The sequence below is a fragment of the Burkholderia sp. 28_3 genome, from assembly GCF_003253915.1.
GTDB lineage: Bacteria > Pseudomonadota > Gammaproteobacteria > Burkholderiales > Burkholderiaceae > Burkholderia > Burkholderia cenocepacia.
The window spans coordinates 208,914-227,238 of sequence record NZ_QKZF01000001.1; the positions used below are offsets into that span (position 1 = coordinate 208,914).

At 68.5% G+C, this 18,325-nt stretch carries 16 protein-coding genes; 8 read left to right on the plus strand and 8 right to left on the minus strand.

From position 1 onward, the window contains the following. The first annotated feature begins 56 nt into the window (after positions 1-56). Positions 57-356, plus strand: coding sequence for a hypothetical protein (locus tag DFS13_RS40710; protein WP_241308477.1), 300 nt, complete (start codon positions 57-59; stop codon positions 354-356). Between the two features lie 113 nt (positions 357-469). On the opposite strand, the gene acnB is transcribed toward DFS13_RS40710, so the two are convergent. Continuing rightward, positions 470-3,055 (minus strand): bifunctional aconitate hydratase 2/2-methylisocitrate dehydratase, encoded by a 2,586-nt coding sequence (gene acnB / locus DFS13_RS01010; RefSeq protein WP_034202186.1) that lies wholly within the window; start codon positions 3,053-3,055, stop codon positions 470-472. A gap of 387 nt (positions 3,056-3,442) precedes the next feature. Between acnB and DFS13_RS01015 the strand changes: the two genes are divergently transcribed. Beyond that, positions 3,443-4,228, plus strand: a complete 786-nt coding sequence (locus tag DFS13_RS01015; RefSeq protein ID WP_226244748.1) for a BPL-N domain-containing protein — start codon at positions 3,443-3,445, stop codon at positions 4,226-4,228. Between the two features lie 22 nt (positions 4,229-4,250). Here the strand turns inward: DFS13_RS01015 and DFS13_RS01020 are convergent, their stop codons facing one another. From DFS13_RS01020 to DFS13_RS01030, 3 genes are all read right to left on the minus strand, one after another. Then, on the minus strand, positions 4,251-4,724 hold the full coding sequence (locus DFS13_RS01020; protein WP_111441294.1) for a nuclear transport factor 2 family protein: 474 nt from the start codon (positions 4,722-4,724) through the stop codon (positions 4,251-4,253). A gap of 121 nt (positions 4,725-4,845) precedes the next feature. Beyond that, the gene (locus DFS13_RS01025; RefSeq protein ID WP_006487226.1) at positions 4,846-5,094 is read right to left on the minus strand and encodes a hypothetical protein; all 249 of its coding nucleotides are present in this window, start codon (positions 5,092-5,094) and stop codon (positions 4,846-4,848) included. Between the two features lie 477 nt (positions 5,095-5,571). After that, complete coding sequence (locus DFS13_RS01030) at positions 5,572-6,006, minus strand: universal stress protein (RefSeq protein ID WP_012493398.1); 435 nt, start codon at positions 6,004-6,006, stop codon at positions 5,572-5,574. Between the two features lie 343 nt (positions 6,007-6,349). Between DFS13_RS01030 and DFS13_RS01035 the strand changes: the two genes are divergently transcribed. From DFS13_RS01035 to DFS13_RS01060, 6 genes are all read left to right on the plus strand, one after another. Further along, positions 6,350-7,834, plus strand: a complete 1,485-nt coding sequence (locus DFS13_RS01035; protein ID WP_111441295.1) for an amidase — start codon at positions 6,350-6,352, stop codon at positions 7,832-7,834. 330 nt (positions 7,835-8,164) lie between these two features. Continuing rightward, the gene (locus DFS13_RS01040; RefSeq protein ID WP_012493397.1) at positions 8,165-8,851 is read left to right on the plus strand and encodes a hypothetical protein; all 687 of its coding nucleotides are present in this window, start codon (positions 8,165-8,167) and stop codon (positions 8,849-8,851) included. A 132-nt stretch (positions 8,852-8,983) separates the two neighbouring features. After that, positions 8,984-9,814, plus strand: coding sequence for an arylamine N-acetyltransferase (locus DFS13_RS01045; protein WP_111441296.1), 831 nt, complete (start codon positions 8,984-8,986; stop codon positions 9,812-9,814). A gap of 100 nt (positions 9,815-9,914) precedes the next feature. After that, the gene (locus DFS13_RS01050) at positions 9,915-10,091 is read left to right on the plus strand and encodes a ribbon-helix-helix protein, CopG family (RefSeq protein WP_006487211.1); all 177 of its coding nucleotides are present in this window, start codon (positions 9,915-9,917) and stop codon (positions 10,089-10,091) included. Position 10,092: 1 nt separating this feature from the next. Next, positions 10,093-10,443 (plus strand): glyoxalase/bleomycin resistance/extradiol dioxygenase family protein, encoded by a 351-nt coding sequence (locus DFS13_RS01055; protein WP_111441297.1) that lies wholly within the window; start codon positions 10,093-10,095, stop codon positions 10,441-10,443. 7 nt (positions 10,444-10,450) lie between these two features. Then, the gene (locus tag DFS13_RS01060) at positions 10,451-11,314 is read left to right on the plus strand and encodes a class I SAM-dependent methyltransferase (RefSeq protein ID WP_006487235.1); all 864 of its coding nucleotides are present in this window, start codon (positions 10,451-10,453) and stop codon (positions 11,312-11,314) included. Positions 11,315-11,336: 22 nt separating this feature from the next. On the opposite strand, the gene DFS13_RS01065 is transcribed toward DFS13_RS01060, so the two are convergent. The 4 genes from DFS13_RS01065 to DFS13_RS01080 form a co-directional block, all read right to left on the minus strand. Beyond that, entirely contained in the window at positions 11,337-16,178 is a 4,842-nt protein-coding gene (locus tag DFS13_RS01065) for an NAD-glutamate dehydrogenase (protein WP_109342563.1), read from the minus strand. A 191-nt stretch (positions 16,179-16,369) separates the two neighbouring features. Then, positions 16,370-16,678, minus strand: coding sequence for a 4-oxalocrotonate tautomerase (locus DFS13_RS01070; RefSeq protein WP_258171101.1), 309 nt, complete (start codon positions 16,676-16,678; stop codon positions 16,370-16,372). Next, positions 16,624-17,400 carry a class II aldolase/adducin family protein gene (locus tag DFS13_RS01075; RefSeq protein WP_006496946.1) on the minus strand — a complete coding sequence of 259 codons (777 nt, stop codon included), beginning with the start codon at positions 17,398-17,400 and terminating at the stop codon, positions 16,624-16,626. Before DFS13_RS01075 ends, DFS13_RS01070 begins: the two co-directional genes overlap by 55 nt. Next, positions 17,375-18,268: an urea transporter gene (locus tag DFS13_RS01080; RefSeq protein ID WP_111441298.1), complete on the minus strand. Its 894-nt coding sequence runs from the start codon at positions 18,266-18,268 to the stop codon at positions 17,375-17,377. The genes DFS13_RS01075 and DFS13_RS01080 overlap by 26 nt, the downstream gene beginning before the upstream one ends. Between the last annotated feature and the right edge of the window lie 57 nt (positions 18,269-18,325).

Genomic DNA, 18,325 nt, shown 5'->3' on the forward strand with positions numbered 1-18,325 from the left:
CGATCGCGCGACCGCGTTGCTGATCGATCTACTGGAATCTCGGCGCCGCGTGGTTCGTGCAGTATGCGGACGAAAACGCCGCGTCGTATCAACGGGATACGTTCCGGTTGCTGCGCGAGATCGAGCAACGTTACGCGGAAGGCTATTACGCCGATCACGGAATCTGGTTCGATCCGCACGACTTCGATGGCGCGGGGCCGAACGATTATCCGGACGTACCGGTCGTGCGGCCCGTGCCGGCACTGATGCTGCAGCCGACCGACGGCCGCGAGTACGTCGATCTCGACGAAGCGGACGGCTATGACGAAGGCCTGCCGTTCGACGTGGTCGAGCGGCTGCACGCGCTGCTCGACTGACCGCGCGGGCGCGTCCGTTCGCCGACGCATAAAAAAAGCGCCGCGGCCATTCGGCCCGCGGCGCCTTTCGGTGCGCTGCGACGTCGACTTCCCGTCGCAGCCCGACTGCGTGCTTACATCTGCACGGTGTCGGCCACTTCCTTGAAGTCTTCGATCTGGTCGAAGTTCATGTACTGGTAGATTTTGTCGCCGTTGGCGGTGAGCACGCCCATGTCGGCCATGTACTCTTCCTTGGTCGGGATCTTGCCCAGACGCGAGCAGATCGCCGCCAGTTCCGCCGAGCCGAGGTACACGTTCGTGTTCTTGCCGAGGCGGTTCGGGAAGTTGCGGGTCGACGTCGACATGACCGTCGCGCCTTCGCGCACCTGTGCCTGGTTGCCCATGCACAGCGAGCAGCCCGGCATTTCGGTGCGGGCGCCGGCCGTGCCGAACACACCGTAGTGGCCTTCTTCGGTCAATTGCTTCTGGTCCATCTTGGTCGGCGGCGCGACCCACAGCTTGACCGGAATGTCGCGCTTGCCTTCGAGCAGCTTCGACGCGGCGCGGAAGTGACCGATGTTGGTCATGCACGAGCCGATGAACACTTCGTCGATCTTCGCACCGGCGACGTCGGACAGCGTCTTCACGTCGTCCGGGTCGTTCGGGCAGGCGACGATCGGCTCATGGATGTCGGCGAGGTCGATCTCGATGACGGCCGCGTATTCGGCGTCGGCATCCGGCGACAGCAGTTGCGGATCGGCCAGCCACTGTTCCATCGCCGCGATGCGGCGCTGCAGGCTGCGCGGATCCTGGTAGCCCTGCGCGATCATCCACTTGAGCAGCGTGATGTTGCTGTTCAGGTACTCGATGATCGGTTCCTTGTTCAGGCGCACCGTGCAACCGGCAGCCGAACGCTCGGCGGACGCATCCGACAGCTCGAACGCTTGCTCGACCTTCAGGTCGGGCAGGCCTTCGATTTCGAGAATGCGGCCCGAGAAGATGTTCTTCTTGCCCTGCTTGGCGACCGTCAGCATGCCTTGCTTGATCGCGTACAGCGGAATCGCGTTGACGAGGTCACGCAGCGTGACGCCCGGCTGCATCTTGCCCTTGAAGCGGACCAGCACCGATTCCGGCATGTCCAGCGGCATCGTGCCGGTAGCGGCCGCGAACGCGACCAGGCCCGAGCCTGCGGGGAAGCTGATGCCGATCGGGAAGCGCGTGTGCGAATCGCCGCCGGTGCCGACGGTGTCGGGCAGCAGCATGCGGTTCAGCCACGAGTGGATCACGCCGTCGCCCGGGCGCAGCGCGATGCCGCCGCGCGTGCTGATGAAGTTCGGCAGCGTCTGGTGCGTCTTCACGTCGACCGGCTTCGGATACGCGGCGGTGTGGCAGAACGACTGCATCACGAGATCGGCCGAGAAGCCGAGGCACGCGAGGTCCTTCAGTTCGTCGCGGGTCATCGGGCCCGTGGTGTCCTGCGAGCCGACCGAGGTCATCTTCGGTTCGCAGTACGTGCCCGGGCGCACGCCCTGGCCTTCCGGCAGACCGCACGCGCGGCCGACCATCTTCTGCGCGAGCGAGAAGCCCTTGCCGCTGTCGGCCGGCTGGTGCGGCAGGCGGAACAGCGTCGACGGCGCGAGACCGAGCGCTTCGCGCGCCTTCGCGGTCAGGCCGCGGCCGATGATCAGCGGAATGCGGCCGCCGGCGCGCACTTCGTCGAACAGCACGTCGGACTTGACCTGGAATTCGGCGATGACCTTGCCGTCCTTCAGCGCCTTGCCTTCGTACGGGCGCAGTTCGACCACGTCGCCCATTTCCATCTGCGACACGTCGAGCTCGATCGGCAGCGCGCCGGCGTCTTCCATCGTGTTGTAGAAGATCGGGGCGATCTTGCCGCCGAGGCACACGCCGCCGAAGCGCTTGTTCGGGACGAACGGAATGTCTTCGCCGGTGAACCACAGCACCGAGTTGGTGGCCGACTTGCGCGAGGAGCCGGTGCCGACCACGTCGCCGACGTAGGCGACCAGGTGGCCCTTTTCCTTCAGCGATTCGATGAACTTGACCGGGCCGCGCTTGCCGTCTTCTTCCGGCGTGATGCCCGGGCGCGCGTTCTTCAGCATCGCGAGCGCGTGCATCGGGATGTCCGGGCGGGTGGTGGCGTCCGGCGCCGGCGACAGGTCGTCGGTGTTGGTTTCGCCCGTGACCTTGAATACGGTGATGGTCAGGCTTTCCGGCACTTCCGGACGGCTCGTGAACCATTCGGCATCGGCCCAGCTCTGCAGCACCGCTTTCGCGTGCGCGTTGCCCTTGTCGGCGAGTTCCTTCACGTCGTGGAACTGGTCGAACATCAGCAGGGTTTTCTTCAGCGCGTCGGCGGCGACCGCGGCGACGGCCTCGTCGGACAGCAGCTCGATCAGCGGCTGGATGTTGTAGCCGCCGAGCATCGTGCCGAGCAGCTCGGTCGCGTGCGCACGCGAGATCAGCGGGCAGGCGGTCTCGCCCTTGGCCACGGCGGCCAGGAAGCCGGCCTTCACGCGGGCGGCTTCGTCGACGCCGGCGGGCACGCGATGGGTGATCAGCTCGAGCAGCGTCTGCTCTTCGCCGGCGGGCGGGTTCGTCAGCAATTCGACCAGTTCGGCGGTCTGCTGAGCCGTCAGCGGCAGGGGAGGAATACCGAGCGCGGCGCGGGCGGCCACGTGAGCACGAAAGTTTTCAAGCATGGGGAGACCTGCTGATATTGCGTTTGAGGGGAAGGCCTTGCCGGCACTCCGGGGCTATTCCAGGCACTGCTTTGAGCGGGATTCTAATCTCAATGGTGTGCAACGTCAAATGTCTTATGTCTTATATAAGAGTTGGCAATGCGAAACACGGAAGGCGGGGTTGCATGGCGGGAGGCGGCCTTGTCGGGCGCGGTCGGGCGGGCGAGTGCAGGGTGTCGGCTCAGGCCGCCGGTGCCGCACATATCTGCACAAGCCCGCAGGAAACGGTACACACCGGGCGCGTTCGGGCCGCTACGCTTGCCGTCACGCAGCTTGCAATCGGGTTTCGGAACTGGAGGCGGAAGTCGCCGCGCCCCTGTCGATTCGACCCGGGCGGCGGCGATTTCCTTGACTCCGGCGATCCACGACATGCGCTCCAGAGACGCGATTTTCCTGATGGCGACGCTCGTCGCGTCGCCGGCCGTTCACGCGGCCGCGCCCGGCGACGAAGCGCGCGACGCGGCGAGCCGGCCGGTCGCGCTGGTCTATCGCGGGCCTGCCGCGTGCGACGGGTGCCCCGAAACCATCGCCAGACGCCTGCGGGAATCGGACTACCGGTTCCGGGTGATCTACGTGGGGCCGGCGGAACGGCTCAAGATCACGCCCGCGGCGCTGGCCGGTGCGGCGCTCTATGTGCAGCCCGGCGGCGGGCAGGACATTCCCGGCGCGGCCGCCAGCATCGGCCGGCCTGCAATCAGGGCCGTGCGGCATTACGTGGCGAACGGCGGCCGATACCTGGGGCTCTGCATGGGCGCCTACCTGGCCGGCGCGCAGGGGTTCGGGCTGGTTGCCGGCGATATCGACTCCGAGGTCGACCGGCCGGGCTCGACGCTTCACGGCATCGCGGACACGGTGACGCCGGTCGTCTGGCGCGGGAAAAAGCGCTGGATCTATTATCAGGACGGCGCGAGGCTCCCGGTCGCGCCGATCGGCTCCGGCGGGATCGTGCTGGCGATCTACCCGAACAAGGACATCGCCGCCGCCACGTACCGCTACGGCAAAGGACGCGTCGGCCTTGCCGGCCCGCATCCGGAGGCCGATGAAAGCTGGTATCGCCAGAACGGCCTGTCGAACCCGGACGGCGTGGTGCCGGACATGGCCTACGACCTGATCAACGCGACGATGAAGCCGTAGCGAAGCGGCCGCGGGGCGTGGCCTATTTCCGCTTGGCGCGATACGCGTCGAGATTTTTCCGTGCCTGCGCGCGGATCTCGCGCTGCATGAAAGGCGTCCAGCCGAGCAGCGCGCCCTTCATCCCGAGCGCCTGACGCGCCCAGCGCCACAGGTCGAAATGGTCGCGATGCTCGACGATGCGTCCGTCGCGAAACCGGAAACGCGCGTCGATCCGGTTGACCACCCTCCGTCCGGTCGCGGCGAACCGGTAGTCCGCGCGCCATTTCGCGCGCCCGGCCTGGTCGTCCGCGGCGACTTCGCCGAACGTCAGCGAGAATTCCTGCGCCCGCGCGACCAGCATCCGCCACATGTCGCGTGCGAGCTCGCCACGCAGCTCGCCGAACGCGGGATCGCTGAACACGATGTCGTCGGCATAGCACGCGAGCATCGCGTCGATGTCGCGCTGCTGGAAGGCCGTGTAGAAGCGCTGGATCAACGCGGTGTTCGGATCGGTCATGTCGGGCGTAAAGGGGGCAGGGAGGGCGGACGGCAACGTCCGTATCGGGACAGTGGGGCAGGCAGCGCGAACCGGCGCCCGCGACTTCGGGCGCGGCCCGCTCGCCGCCGGATGCGGCGCGTCAGCGGGCCGCCATCGCGACGTCCTGATCGCTGCGTCCCGTCACCAGGCAGCCCGACATGAACGCCTCGCTCTGGCTACCGGCGGCGGCTTCGCCGAAGCCGCGACCGAGCGCGTCGGCCTTGACCTGCGCGGCGCCTTGCTCGCACGCGAGCGGGCTGGCGTCGCGGCCCTGCGCGTGCAGGATCGCGCGATCGCCGATGAGATAGGCCAGCAATGCAAAAACGGCGATATGTACGGCTCGTCTCATGGTTCGTCTCCTCGTCGCTCAAGCGTAACGCGGACACGTTCGACGAAGCACTTGGGGCTTCCCCCGGTAAACGTCTGCTGAAAGCGCTGGCGGAGCGGGACGATCCTGTCCCGTTTTTCGGTCGCGGTCCGACGAGCGGCCAATGCGCGGGAGTTTGACGAATGTCAGGGTGCGGGCGGGCGGCGGCGGTCGCACGGCCGTTCGAAGCGATAGCATGAATGCATGATTTGACGGCATGCGATGCGGGGTCGACGCATCGGGTCCGGCAAGCACGCAGGTGTCGAATATCGCTGTCGAAATAGTGAGGAAACCAAAATGTTGAACGTCTCTTCCGTCCTGATCAGTCTTGCCCCGATGTGGGCCATCCTGCTGCTGGCGTCTTCCGCGGCCGCCTATTTCGTGTTCTGGCGCAAGGTCATCGATTGAGCGCCGCGCGACAGCGTGCGCACGATGCGCACGCATGACGCGCCGTTTCCGTCATTGCACCGCCGTCACCGGCACATTCGAAATCCGCACCAGCCGCGCCATCACGCTGCGCCGAAACACCGACATCAACGCGTGCAGCGGATCGCGTCGCGGCCCGGCCACGACGATCTCGTCGCACCCGGTCTCGGCCGCCGTGGCCGCGATCGTGTCGGCCACCGGCCCGACCTTCATCACGACGCTGAACTTCACGTCCGCATCGCGCAGGATCCGCTCGGCCATCGCGAGATCGTCGGTCGCGAATTGCGTCTCGATCGCGCGCAACCGCGACAGCGGGTGATAGGCCTCGAGCCGCGTCGATTCCAGCGGCGCCTGCACGTTGATCAGCACGACCTCCGATGCGCAGCGCTCGCGATACAGAAACGTCGCGTGCCGGACGGCCTGAAGCGAGCGCGGTGAATGACCGACCGGAACCAGCAGCTTGAGCATGGACGATGAACCCGGAAACGAAGTGCTTCCAGCGTAGCGTGCGGCCGCACGAAGCGATCTAAAGAGATCGGCCGGCCGCATAAAAATGTCGTTAACGCGCGCGGTCCCGTGACGCACCGATTAAAAATATAAGAAATTTAAGTTTATGCGCATAAACGGCAGCGAGCGGCGTCGCCCGTTCCGCCCGGTCGTCGCCGGCCGTTCGCGCGAGCGCGATTCAGTCGGATCCGCAATGAATTGCGCCGCAAAATATCGGAGGTCGCCCGGGGCGCGTCGCGTAGAGTAGAGCGTCGGCCGCCGCCCGGCGGCGCGCCATCCGCTACCGCTTCCCAGGAGACCCCGCATGCCGCACGGCGCCCCGAAGTTTCTCGCTCCCGCTTCCATTTCCGTCGATCCGGTCGTACGCCTGTCGGCCGGCGAGCTCGCGTCGGCGATCCGCAGCAAGGCGGTGTCGTGCGTCGAGACGATGCGTGCGTATCTCGATCACATCGAGCGCGTGAACGGCGCGATCAACGCGATCGTCGCGCTGCGCGATCGCGATGCGCTGCTGGCGGAAGCCGCGGAAAAGGACGCGGAGCTGGCGCGCGGCGAGTATCGCGGCTGGCTGCACGGGATGCCGCAGGCGCCGAAGGATCTGGCGATGACGAAGGGGCTGCGCACGACCTACGGCTCGCCGATCTTCCGCGAGAACGTACCGCAGGCCGATTCCGTCGGCGTCGCGCGGATGCGCGCGGCCGGCGCGATCTTCATCGGCAAGACCAATACGCCCGAGTTCGGGCTCGGTTCGCATACGTTCAACGAAGTCTACGGCGCGACGCGCAACCCGTACGACCTGACGAAGAGCGCGGGCGGCAGCAGCGGCGGCACGGCGGCGGCGCTCGCGTCGCGGATGCTGCCGGTTGCGGACGGCAGCGATTTCGGCGGGTCGCTGCGCAACCCGGCCGCGTTCTGCAACATCTACGGCTTTCGCCCGTCGCAGGGCCGCGTGCCGCGCTGGCCGGGCGTCGACGTGTTCATGCAGCAGCTCGGCATCGAAGGGCCGATGGGTCGCACCGTCGGCGACGTCGCGCAACTGCTCGCGATCCAGGCCGGCTACGACCGCAACGATCCGCTGTCGCTCGCGGACGATCCGGCGGTGTTCGCGCAGCCGCTCGACGCGGACCTGCGCGGCAAGCGCATCGCGTGGGTCGGCGACTGGAACGGTTACCTCGCGACCGAGGCCGGCGTGCTCGCGCAGTGCGAGCACGGGCTGGCGACGCTGCGCGAGATCGGCTGCGACGTCGATGCCGCGCTGCCGGCGTTCGCACCCGACCGGATCTGGCGTCTGTGGCTCGCGCACCGGCACCTGCTGTCGGGCGGCGGGCTGCTCGCGCACTATCGCGACCCGGCGCGCCGTGCGCTGCTGAAGCCCGAGGCGATCTACGAGGTCGAAGGGCTGCTCGCGCTGCAGGGCGCGGCGGTGTTCGATGCGAGCGTCGAACGGACCGCGTGGCATCAGGCGGTGCTGAGCTTCTTCGATCGCTACGACTTCATCGCGGCGCCGACCGCGCAGGTGTTCCCGTTCGACGTCGACCAGCGCTGGCCGAAGGAGATCGCGGGCCGCGCGATGGACACCTATCACCGCTGGATGGAAACGGTCGTGCCGTGGACGCTGGCCGGCTGCCCGGTGATCAACGTGCCGGTCGGCTTCAACGACGCGGGGTTGCCGATGGGGATGCAACTGATCGGGCGTCCGCGCGCCGATCTCGCCGTGCTGCAGCTTGCGCGCGGCTACGAGCGGGCGGCCGACTGGGTGGCCCGGCGCGTGCCGGCGTGGATGGCCGCGTGATGCCGCGGCAGGCGGGCAACCGGTAGCCAGTTGCCGGGGTGACGGAGCGGGCGGCGACGAGCTGCCCGTTTCGTTTTGCATCGCTCGACGCGACGTTCGCGGGCGCCCGCCGGACCCGACATCCGCCATTGATGCAGCCGGAGAACGAATCGCGATGCGCGCACGACATCGCTCGGCAAACGCGCGCGAATCTGCGTGACGGGGCCCGTCGGTCGCCGAATTGCAAGCGGCGCCGCCGCCGGATTTCGTTTCGATGTGTTTCAGTCGTTGCGGCGGCGCGCGACGCGCTTCGACAATATCGCCTCGACAATTCGGGCACGAGGAACACACATGAAGCACATTCGCGCGACGGGCCGGCATCTGGCCTCGGCAGGCATCGCGTTCGGCATCCTGGTGAGCGGCGCCGCGCACGCGCAGCTCGACCTGCAGTCGCTCGGCGCGTCGCTGCTCGGCGGCGGGCAGCAGCAGGCGGCGCCTGCGCAGGGCGGTGTCGCGCAATTGCTGCAGGCCTATGTCGGGGCGAACCAGCAGGTGCTGAACGGCCAGTCGTCGCTCGCATCGGCGATGGGTCTGACGGGGGCGGCCGGGCAGGCGCAGCAGGCCGCGAGTCAGTTGTCCGGTGCCGATGCGCTGTCGCCGGCCACGCTGTCGCAGATGGGCGGCGCGCAGCAATCGGTGTCGCAGGCGCTCGGCCAGGCGTTCGCGAGCGGCGGCGCCACGCACGGCCCGATCGACAAGCAGGCGTTCAGCAACGGGCTCGCGTCGCTCGGGCAGGGGCTCACGCAGTATTCGCAACTGCAGTCGGGGCTCGGCAATCTCGGTTCGACGAGCGCCGCGTCGTTGCTGCAGTCGGGCCTGAATCCGCAGAACATGCAGGCCGCGTCGTATATCGCGCAAAGCGCGCCGGGCCAGTTGCAGTCGCTGGCCGCGACGCTCGGCCAGGCCGTCCAGTTCGCGACGAGCCAGGGCATTTCGGTGCCGTCGGTCGCGTCGTCCGCGCTGAAGCTGCTGCCGTAACGTCAACGTGGCGCGGATGTGCGCGCGATGCGCGGCCCGCATCGCGCGCGTCGACCACGAACAATCGCCCCGCACAACATGGGGATTGCGCGCGATGCTATCGTGGCGGGTCCCTTTTATCGGTGCCGGTTCATGACTGACTCGTTCGACCTCTCGCGCTATTTCTCCCGCATCGGCTACGACGGCCCGGCCGCGCCGACGCTGGACGTGCTGCGCCGGCTGCATCTGCTGCACCCGCAGGAGATTCCGTTCGAAAACCTCAATCCGCTGACCGGCGCGCGCGTCGCGCTCGACCTGCCCGCGATCGTCGACAAGGTGGTCGAACGCCGCCGCGGCGGCTACTGCTTCGAACTCAACAAGCTGTTCTACACCGCGCTCACGACGATCGGTTTTCGCGTCACGCCGCTGATCGCGCGCGTGCGCTGGATGCGGCCGCCCGAGATCGTCACCGCGCAGACGCACATGTTGCTGCGCATCGACCTCGACGGGGCCGCGTGGCTCGCGGACATCGGCTTCGGCAGCGCGACGCTGACCGCGCCGCTGCGCTTCGTGCCGGGCGAGCGGCAACTGACGCCGCACGGCGCGTTTCGCGTGATCGACGCGCCGGTCGACGGCGAATTCGACATGCAGTTCGAAATCCCCGACGGCTGGCAGACGACCTACCGCTTCTCGCTGAAGCCGGCCGAATGGATCGATTACGACGCCGCGAACTGGTTCACGTCGACCTATCCCGAATCGATCTTCGTGAACGACCTGATCGCTTGCCGCGTGCTGCCGGACGGCCGCGCGGCGCTGCTCAACACCGCGCTGACGTTGCGCGACGCGGCGGGGGCCGGGCGCACGGTCACGTTCGACAATGCTGCCGACTGGGCCGCGTGCCTGCGCGACACGATCGGCATCAATACGGCGGGATTCGATCTCGACGCGCTGTTCGCGCGACTCGCGGCGCGCCCCGCGCGGTAACGCGAACACCCGACATCCGACGGCGGCCCGCACGCGGGCCGCGACCATCCCGCGATCACCCTCAGTTGACTTTTGCTAGATTGCTAGCATACTAGTATCCATGACCGACGAAGAAGTGAAGCAATTCAACGTGTACCTGCCGCTCGGCCTGATCCGGCAGGTCAAGCATCGCGCCATCGAAACGGAGCAATCGCTGTCCGCGCTGGTGGCCGACGCGTTGCGCGCGTACCTGGCCGCGCCGCCGTCCGGCGCGGAACCGTCCAACAAGGAGGAATGACATGTCATCCGAGCGGATCGAAGCCGTGTATCTCACCACCCACAACTGGGGCAAGTCGGCGAAGTTCTTTCAGGCGCTGGGCTTCAGGCTGGAGTTCGAAACCGACCACAATTCGGGCCAGTTGCGCAGCGGCGACGGTCCATTCTTGTTCATCGCCGAAGTGCCACCGAGCGAAACGCCCGACATGCAGGTCGTGCTCAAGGTGGCCGACGAGCAGGCGGTGCAGCCGCAGCCGATCGTCGAGGTCGTCACGCCGTTCGAGGACACGCACTGGGGCACGCGCGACATGACGGTGTGCGATCCGGACGGCCGGGTGTGGCGCCTGCAGGCGCCGGGCAAGCAGGGCGCGTGAGGTCGACATGACGGCTATCCGCGAAGACGACGCGCCCGACAGCACGGCCGCGCGCGTCGCGCTGTGGCGCGCGCTGCACGTCGAGCTCGACGCGCCGCCGCATGTGCTCACGGACGAAATCGGGTTGCAATTGCTCGCGCCGGCACCCGGCTGGCAGCAGCGCGGCGACATGGATCCGCAGTTCACGCGGCCGTTTCGCGCGTCGATCGTCGCGCGGGCGCGCTTCATCGAGGATCTCGTGGCCGAGCAGGCCGCGCGCGGCGTGCGCCAGTACGTGATCCTCGGCGCGGGGCTCGACAGCTTCGTGCAGCGTCGGCCGGACATGGCGTCGCGCGTGACCGTGTTCGAAGTCGACCAGCCGGCGCCGCAGCGCTGGAAGCAGCGCCGCCTGGTCGAGCTCGGCTTCGGCGTGCCCGACTGGCTGCGCTTCGTGCCGGTGGATTTCGAGGCGAAGCAGTCGTGGCGCGACGCGCTCGTCGGTGCGGGCTTCGATGCCGGCAAGCCGGCGGTCGTCGTATCCACCGGCGTCAGCATGTACCTGACGCGCGAAGCGAATGCGGCCGCGCTGCGCGAAGTCGCGTCGCTCGCGCCGGGCTCGACGTTCGCGATGACGTTCCTGCTGCCGCTGGAGAACGCGGATCCGGACGTGCGCCCGGGGATGGAAATGGCCGCGAAGGGCGCGCGGGCGAGCGGCACGCCGTTCATCAGCTTCTTCATGCCGGACCAGATCCAGGCGCTCGCACGGGAGGCCGGCTTCGCGAAGGCCGAACACGTGTCGGCCGCCGAGCTGACGCGCCGTTACTTCGCCGAGCGCACCGACGGTCTGCGGCCGCCGAACCGCGCGGAAGAGCTGCTGGTCGCGACGGTCTGACCCGTCGCGTCCGTCACACTCGTCACGCGCGTTCGAGCACGGCCATCTCCCGCACGACCACGAGCAGCACCGCGAGGCTCGCGCCGCCGGACGCGCGCAGATCCGCGAGCAGGTGTTCGTAGCGCACCAGCGCGGCTTCGCGGCGCGCGCGCCACGCGCCGACGATCGTCTCCGGCGTGGTCGAATCCGGCGACTCCGCGAGCGCGCTCGTCGCGAGCGTGCGCTTGAGCCGCGCGACTTCCGCGAGTGCGGCGGCGCGCGCGAGCATGTCCCAGTGCGTCGGCGTCGGCAGGTTCGCCGCGCGTTCGCCGATCCACCCGTAATTGAGCAGCGTGCCGAGCGAGAAATAGACACCGGCGACGAGTTCGAGGCTGCGGTTGCAGGTCGCCGCCACTTCGGCGATGTCGAGCAGCGCGGCCGAGATGTCGCCGCTCGCGACGCGTACCGCGAGCGCGCTGTCGACGCCGGCGTCGACCAGCACGCGCTGCCGCTCGGACAACGCATCGAGATCGTCGGCCGGCAGCAGCGACGGCAGTTGCGGGGCGAGCCGCGCCGCCGCGTCGCGACAGCGCGCGATCAGCTCGGCGACGCCGCCGTCGGCCACCGCGCCCGACTGCAGATGCCGCAGGAACCACAGCGCCGCGCGCTCCAGCAGCCGCGCGACGTCGACGAACATGCGCGCCTGCACGTCGTCGGCGACGCGGTTGTCGAGCGCGTCGATGTCGCGCCATACCGCATCGAGATCGAACACGTCGCGCGCCATGATGCACGCGCGGACGATGTCGCCCGGCTTCGCGTCGGTTTCCTCCATCAGCCGGTGCACGAATGCGCAGCCGACACGGTTCACGAGCGCGTTGGTCAGATGCGTCGCGAGAATCTCGCGGCGCAGCGGATGGCGGCGCATCGGCTCGCTGAAGCGCTGTTGCAGCGGCTTCGGGAAGTAGTCGACGAGCATCGCGGCCACCAGCGGATCCTCGGGCACGTCGGACTCGAGCAGCGCATCGTAGAGCCACATCTTGCTGTACGCGAGCAGCACCGCGCGCTCCGGCGACGTGAGGCCGAGCTTCGCGGCCTGCCGCTCGGCGACTTCGTCGTCGGTCGGCAGGAATTCGATCACGCGATTCAGGCGGCCCGCGCGTTCGAGCCAGCGCATCAGGCGCGCCTCGGCGTCGAGCAGCTCGACCGCATAGCGGCCCGCGATCGACAGCGCCTGCGTCTGGTAGTAGTTGTCGCGCAGCACCAGCAGTCCGACTTCGTCGGTCATCTCGGCGAGCAGTGCGTTGCGCTGCTTCTCGGTCATCTCGCCGTCGGACACGACGAGCCCGAGCAGGATCTTGATGTTGACTTCGTGATCCGAACAATCGACGCCGGCCGAGTTGTCGATCGCATCAGTGTTGATGCGGCCGCCGCGCTGCGCGAACTCGATGCGGCCGAACTGCGTGCAGCCGAGATTGCCACCTTCGCCGACGACCTTGCAGCGCAGGTCCGCGCCGTTCACGCGCACCGCGTCGTTCGCGCGGTCGCCGACCTGCGCGTGGGTTTCGCGCGCCGCCTTCACGTAGGTGCCGATGCCGCCGTTGTACAGCAGGTCGACCGGCGCCTGCAGGATCGCGCGGATCAATTCGGTCGGCGGCAGCGCGTGCGCGTCGATGCCGAGCGCGGCCTGTACCGCCGGCGACAGCGGGATCGTCTTCGCGGTGCGCGGATACACGCCGCCGCCCGCCGAAATCACCGACGTATCGTAGTCGGCCCAGCTCGAGCGCTCGAGCGCGAACATGCGCTGGCGCTCCGCGAAGCTCGTCGCCGGGTCGGGGTTCGGGTCGAGGAAAATGTGCCGGTGATCGAACGCGGCGACGAGCCGGATATGCGGCGACAGCAGCATCCCGTTGCCGAACACGTCGCCCGACATGTCGCCGACGCCGACCACGGTGAAGTCGGTCGTCTGCGTGTCGATGCCCATCTCGCGGAAGTGCCGTTTCACCGATTCCCACGCGCCGCGCGCGGTGATCGCCATCTTCTTGTGGTCGTAGCCGACCGAGCCGCCGGACGCGAACGCGTCGTCGAGCCAGAAGCCGTATTCGTGCGAGATCGCGTTCGCGTAGTCGGAGAAGGTGGCCGTGCCCTTGTCGGCGGCGACGACGAGATACGGATCGTCGGGGTCGTGGCGCACCACGTCGGGCGGCGGCACGATCGCGGTGCCGGCGAGGTTGTCGGTCAGGTCGAGCAGCCCGCGCAGGAATGTCTGGTAGCACGCGATGCCTTCGCGCATCCATGCCTCGCGATCGCTCTGCGGCGGCGGGTTCTTCACGACGAAGCCGCCTTTCGAGCCGACCGGCACGATCACGACGTTCTTCACCATCTGTGCCTTCATCAGCCCGAGCACCTCGGTGCGGAAATCCTCGCGGCGATCCGACCAGCGCAGGCCGCCGCGCGCGACGCGCCCGCCGCGCAGGTGCACGCCCTCGACGCGCGGCGAATACACCCAGATCTCGAACATCGGCTTCGGTTCGGGCAGGCCGGGCACCTTCGCCGGGTTGAACTTGAACGACAGGTACGGCTTCGATTCGCCGTTCGCGTCGGCGAGGAAGTAGTTCGTGCGTTCGGTCGCGTTGATCACGCCGAGGAACTGGCGCAGGATGCGGTCCTCGTCGAGGTTCGGCACCTGGTCGAGCGCGCCTTCGATCGCCTTCAGCAGCCGTTCGGCCTGCACGTCGCGCGTGTCGCCGATCCGCGGGTCGAAGCGCAGCACGAACAGCTCGACGAGTTGCCGCGCGATCGCCGGGTTGCCGGTCAGCGCGCGCTCGATATACGCGTCGCTGAAGGTCGAGCCGACCTGCCGCAGATATTTCGCATACGCGCGCAGGATCGTCACTTCGCGGGCGCTCAGGTGCGCGCGCAGCACGAGGCGGTTGAAGTCGTCGTTCTCGATCCGGCCGCTCCAGATCCGGTCGAACGCATCCTCGAACAGGCCTTTCACGCGCTCGATGTCGAACTCGGTATCGTCGGCGAGCTCGAGGCCGAAATCGTGTACCCATGCATGCGCGGCATCCTGCGTCTGGATCCGGTATGGCCGCTCCTCGTCGACGCGCACGCCGAGGTGTTCGAGCATCGGCAGGCTGCGCGACAGCGCGATCGGGTCGCCCGCGCGATACACCTTGAAGCGGAACGCGCGCGGCTCGGCCTCGATCGGCCGGTACAGGTTCATCGCGAGCTGGCCCGAATCCTTCACGCGCTCGATCAGCTCGATGTCGCGCACGGCCGTGCGCGCCGGATAGTCGTCGCGATAGCCGGCCGGGAACGACTCGGCATAGCGCTGCAGCAGGCGGTTGCCTTGCTCTTCGCCGAATGCGTCGAGCAGCGCGTCGGCGAGATCGTCCTGCCAGCGGCGCGTGACCTGCACGAGCCGCGTTTCGAGTTCGCGCGTGTCGACGTCGGGCATCGTGCCGGGTTCGGCATGCACGACGAAATGAATCCGTGCGATCGCCGATTCCGACAGCAGCGGCGTGAATTCGACGTTCACGCCGTTGTACGCGTCGACCAGCAGCTTCGCGATGCGGCGGCGCAGGTCGGTGTTGTACTTGTCGCGCGGCACGAACACGAGGCACGACACGAAGCGGTCGAACCGGTCGCGGCGCACGAACAGGCGCGTGCGCTGGTGTTCCTGCAGGCGCAGGATGCCGAGCGCGATGTCGTAGAGCTGGTCTTCGTCGGCCTGGAACAGTTCGTCGCGCGGATAGGTTTCGAGCACCGTCACGAGCGATTTGCCGAGATGTCCCTTCGGCAGGAAGCCCGCGCGCCGCAGGATGTTCGCGCACTTGCGGCGCACGATCGGGATCTCGGCCGTCGACACCATGTACGCGGTCGACGTGTAGAGCCCGATGAAGCGGCGCTCGCCGACGACCTTGCCGTCGGCGCCGACGAGTTTCACGCCGACGTAGTCGAGATAGCCGGGCCGGTGCACCGTCGCGCGCGAATTCGCCTTGGTCAGGAAGATCGGCCACGCGCCGGTGATGATGTCGGCGGCGGCCTGCGGCAGCGGCGTCACGTCGGGCGCGCCGGACGTGCGCAGCGCTTCGCGCAGGATGCCGAAGCCCGAGCCCTCGATGCCGCGCAGCCCGAAGCCCGTGCCGTCCGATACGAGCGCGTAGTCGCGCTGGCCGAGGAACGTGAAGTGATCGGCGGCCATCCATTCAAGGAACGCGCGCGCCTCGATGTCCTCCGCGGTCGATTCGCGCGCCTTCATCTCCTTGATGGTCGCGCGCACGATGTCGACGATCTTCGGCCAGTCCTCGACCGACGCGCGCACGTCGCCGAGCACGCGCGCGATGTCCTCGCGCAGCGTGTCGAGCAACGCGGCGTCGCCGCAGCGGTCGACTTCGAAATGGATGAACGACGCGAGTTGCGACTGGCCGTCGCCGGATGTCGCGCCGCCCGCGTCGACCCGCTCGATGCCGCCGCCGGCGCCGCGCCAGATGCGGAACACCGGATGCAGCGCCGAATGCAGCGCGAGCCCGAGACGGTTGACGGCCATCGTCACCGAGTCGACGAGGAACGGCATGTCGTCGTTGACGATCTCGATCACCGTGTGGTCGGAATGCCAGCCGTGCTGTTCGAGGATCGGGTTGTACACGCGCAGGCGTTCGCTGCCGGGCACGAATTTCTGGGCGGTCTGCCAGTGCGCCATCGCGGCGCCGTACAGGTCGGCGATGCTGCGGTTCTGCAGATCGTCGGCATCGACGAAATCGTAGTAATGACGCAGGAAGGGTTCGACGATCCGGAACGTGGCTTCGGGCAGCCGAGCGCGCGCGAATTCGACGACGTCGGAGAGCAGGTGTGCGACGACTTCCTCGTTCTTCGCTTCCATGGCGGTCTCCTCGTCGGGTGGCCATTGGTTGCTGCGTCTGTCCGGCATTATGCGCCGATTGCGTGACAAAGCGATGTGCGGGCGCACAACGGCGGCGGGCGGTGGAGCGGGCCTGCGGCGCCCGTCGCGGACGCCGCGGTGCAGGGTTCAGCGCAGGGCGGGCGACGCCGGCGCGACGCCGCCTTCGGCGCTCAGCGCTCGTCGCTCCACAGCTTGCCGGCCGTCGCCCAGTTCTCCTTCTTCACGTCGGTCAGGATGATGTCGACCGAGCCCGGCGCGCAGCCGAGCGTCTCGCACGTGACGCGCGTGATCGCTTCGACGAAGGCGCGCTTCTGGTCGACGGTGCGGCCTTCGAACAGCTGGATATTGAAAGTCGGCATGGCAAATGCTCCGGTTGAGGTTGAACGATTGACGATGAACGATTCGGTCGGGTGCGGATGCGGCGTCAGTCGCGATACGACGGATCGATCCGGTCGAGGCGGCGCAGCAGCGCCGGCCATTCCAGTTCGCCTTCGATCGCGCCGCCGTCGCGCAGTTGTTCGGCGGTGCGCGCGGCGACGGCCGGTTCCGGCAGCACGAGCGGCCCGCCGCCGGCCTGCGCGCGAACCTGGATGTCGCACGCCTTGATCAGCGTATCCATCAGCACGTACGCTTCGGCGACGGTGCGGCCGACCGTCAGCGTGCCGTGATTGCGCAGCAGCATCGCGGATTTCGCGCCGAGGCTCGCGGTCAGCCGCGCGCCTTCGGCCGGCGAGAACGCGAGCGCTTCGTAGTCGTGGTACGCGAGGTCGCCATGAAAACGCAACGCGTGCTGCGATGCGGGCAGCAGCCCGTCGCGCTGGATCGATACGGCGATGCCGGCCGTATTGTGCAGGTGCATCACGCAGACGGCGTCGGCGCGCGCCGCGTGCACGGCCGCATGCAGCGCGAAGCCGGTCACGTTGACCGTGTGCTCGCTGTCGCCGATCCGGTGGCCGGCGAGGTCGATCTTCACGAGGTTCGACGCGCGAACCTCGTCGAACGTGAGGCCGAACGGGTTGATCAGGAAGTGGCCGGGTTCGCCCGGAACGGTCGCGGACAGATGCGTGTAGATCAGGTCGTCCCAGCCGTTCAGCGCGACGAGCCGGTACGCGGCGGCGAGGTCGACCCGCAGCTTGCGTTCGGCGTCCGAGATCGGGCCGCCGGGCTTCACGGCATCAGGACGGTGTGCGAATGACGACATCGGGTTCTCCGAGGGTAAAGCGGCGCGCGACAGCGACGGTCACCCATGACGCGAGCGCGAACGGGGCCGTGAACGCGGGGATGCCCGCGCGCATCGCGAGCCACTGGATCAGCGCGGCGAGCGCGGCCGCCGCGAGCGCCGCACGCGGGCCGCGCGGCATCAGCGCGAGCGCGGCGAGGGCGCCGTTGAAGCCGAGCAGGCCGTCGGCGAACAGCGCGCCGCTTGCGCCCAGCGCGGCCAGCAGCACGGTCGACACGACCGCGCCGCCGAGCGCGAACGCGGCCGCGCGGCGCGATGCGACGGCGAGGCCGGCGACGATCAGCGCGCCGGCCCACGCGCCTTGCGCGAAGGTGGTCTGGGCGAGGCCCGACAGCAGCGCGTCGGCGGCGGACGCGAGCGTCAGCACCGGGCCGGCGGCCGCGGCGTCCGCATGCTGCACTGCGACAAGCGGCAGCCACAGCGCGGTGACGGCCAGGCACGGGCCCGAATACGGGCACTGGCGCCAGCGGGCGAGCGGCACCCGCATCGCGCGTTGCACGAGCGCCGCGCCGATCGCGACCAGCGGCGCCAGCGCGACGGCGGCGAGCGGATGGGGCGCGAACAGCACGGCGATCAGCGCGGCCAGCGCGCCGTTGAAGCCGTGCAGGCCCTGTCCGACGTCGCGGCGGTCGGCGCCCGTCAGCACGGCCGTCATGCTGGCGGCGGCCGAGCCGACCAGCGCGGCGCACGCGAGCCGCAGGTCGGTCAGCGCCAGCGCGGCGAGCAGCAGCGCGCCGGTGAGCGCATGCGCCTGCAGCACGATCTGCCCGATGCCGCGCAGCAGGATGCGCAGGTCGATCGACGGCGGGACGGGGCGGGCGGTAGGCATGATGGCGGCGGAACAGGACGAGCCGCGAGCATAGGACACAATCCCATGCACCGGAAT

Excerpts from the sequence above, each read along its gene's own strand:
- DFS13_RS01040 (WP_012493397.1), top strand. The coding sequence starts at position 8,165 with ATGAAGCACATTCGCGCGACGGGCCGGCATCTGGCCTCGGCAGGCATC.
- DFS13_RS01060 (WP_006487235.1), top strand. The coding sequence starts at position 10,451 with ATGACGGCTATCCGCGAAGACGACGCGCCCGACAGCACGGCCGCGCGC.
- DFS13_RS01065 (WP_109342563.1), bottom strand. The coding sequence starts at position 16,178 with ATGGAAGCGAAGAACGAGGAAGTCGTCGCACACCTGCTCTCCGACGTC.
- DFS13_RS01055 (WP_111441297.1), top strand. The coding sequence starts at position 10,093 with ATGTCATCCGAGCGGATCGAAGCCGTGTATCTCACCACCCACAACTGG.
- DFS13_RS01075 (WP_006496946.1), bottom strand. The coding sequence starts at position 17,400 with ATGTCGTCATTCGCACACCGTCCTGATGCCGTGAAGCCCGGCGGCCCG.
- DFS13_RS01080 (WP_111441298.1), bottom strand. The coding sequence starts at position 18,268 with ATGCCTACCGCCCGCCCCGTCCCGCCGTCGATCGACCTGCGCATCCTG.
- DFS13_RS01025 (WP_006487226.1), bottom strand. The coding sequence starts at position 5,094 with ATGAGACGAGCCGTACATATCGCCGTTTTTGCATTGCTGGCCTATCTC.
- DFS13_RS01035 (WP_111441295.1), top strand. The coding sequence starts at position 6,350 with ATGCCGCACGGCGCCCCGAAGTTTCTCGCTCCCGCTTCCATTTCCGTC.
- DFS13_RS01070 (WP_258171101.1), bottom strand. The coding sequence starts at position 16,678 with ATGGCCGGCGCTGCTGCGCCGCCTCGACCGGATCGATCCGTCGTATCG.
- DFS13_RS01030 (WP_012493398.1), bottom strand. The coding sequence starts at position 6,006 with ATGCTCAAGCTGCTGGTTCCGGTCGGTCATTCACCGCGCTCGCTTCAG.
- acnB (WP_034202186.1), bottom strand. The coding sequence starts at position 3,055 with ATGCTTGAAAACTTTCGTGCTCACGTGGCCGCCCGCGCCGCGCTCGGT.
- DFS13_RS01020 (WP_111441294.1), bottom strand. The coding sequence starts at position 4,724 with ATGACCGATCCGAACACCGCGTTGATCCAGCGCTTCTACACGGCCTTC.
- DFS13_RS01050 (WP_006487211.1), top strand. The coding sequence starts at position 9,915 with ATGACCGACGAAGAAGTGAAGCAATTCAACGTGTACCTGCCGCTCGGC.
- DFS13_RS01045 (WP_111441296.1), top strand. The coding sequence starts at position 8,984 with ATGACTGACTCGTTCGACCTCTCGCGCTATTTCTCCCGCATCGGCTAC.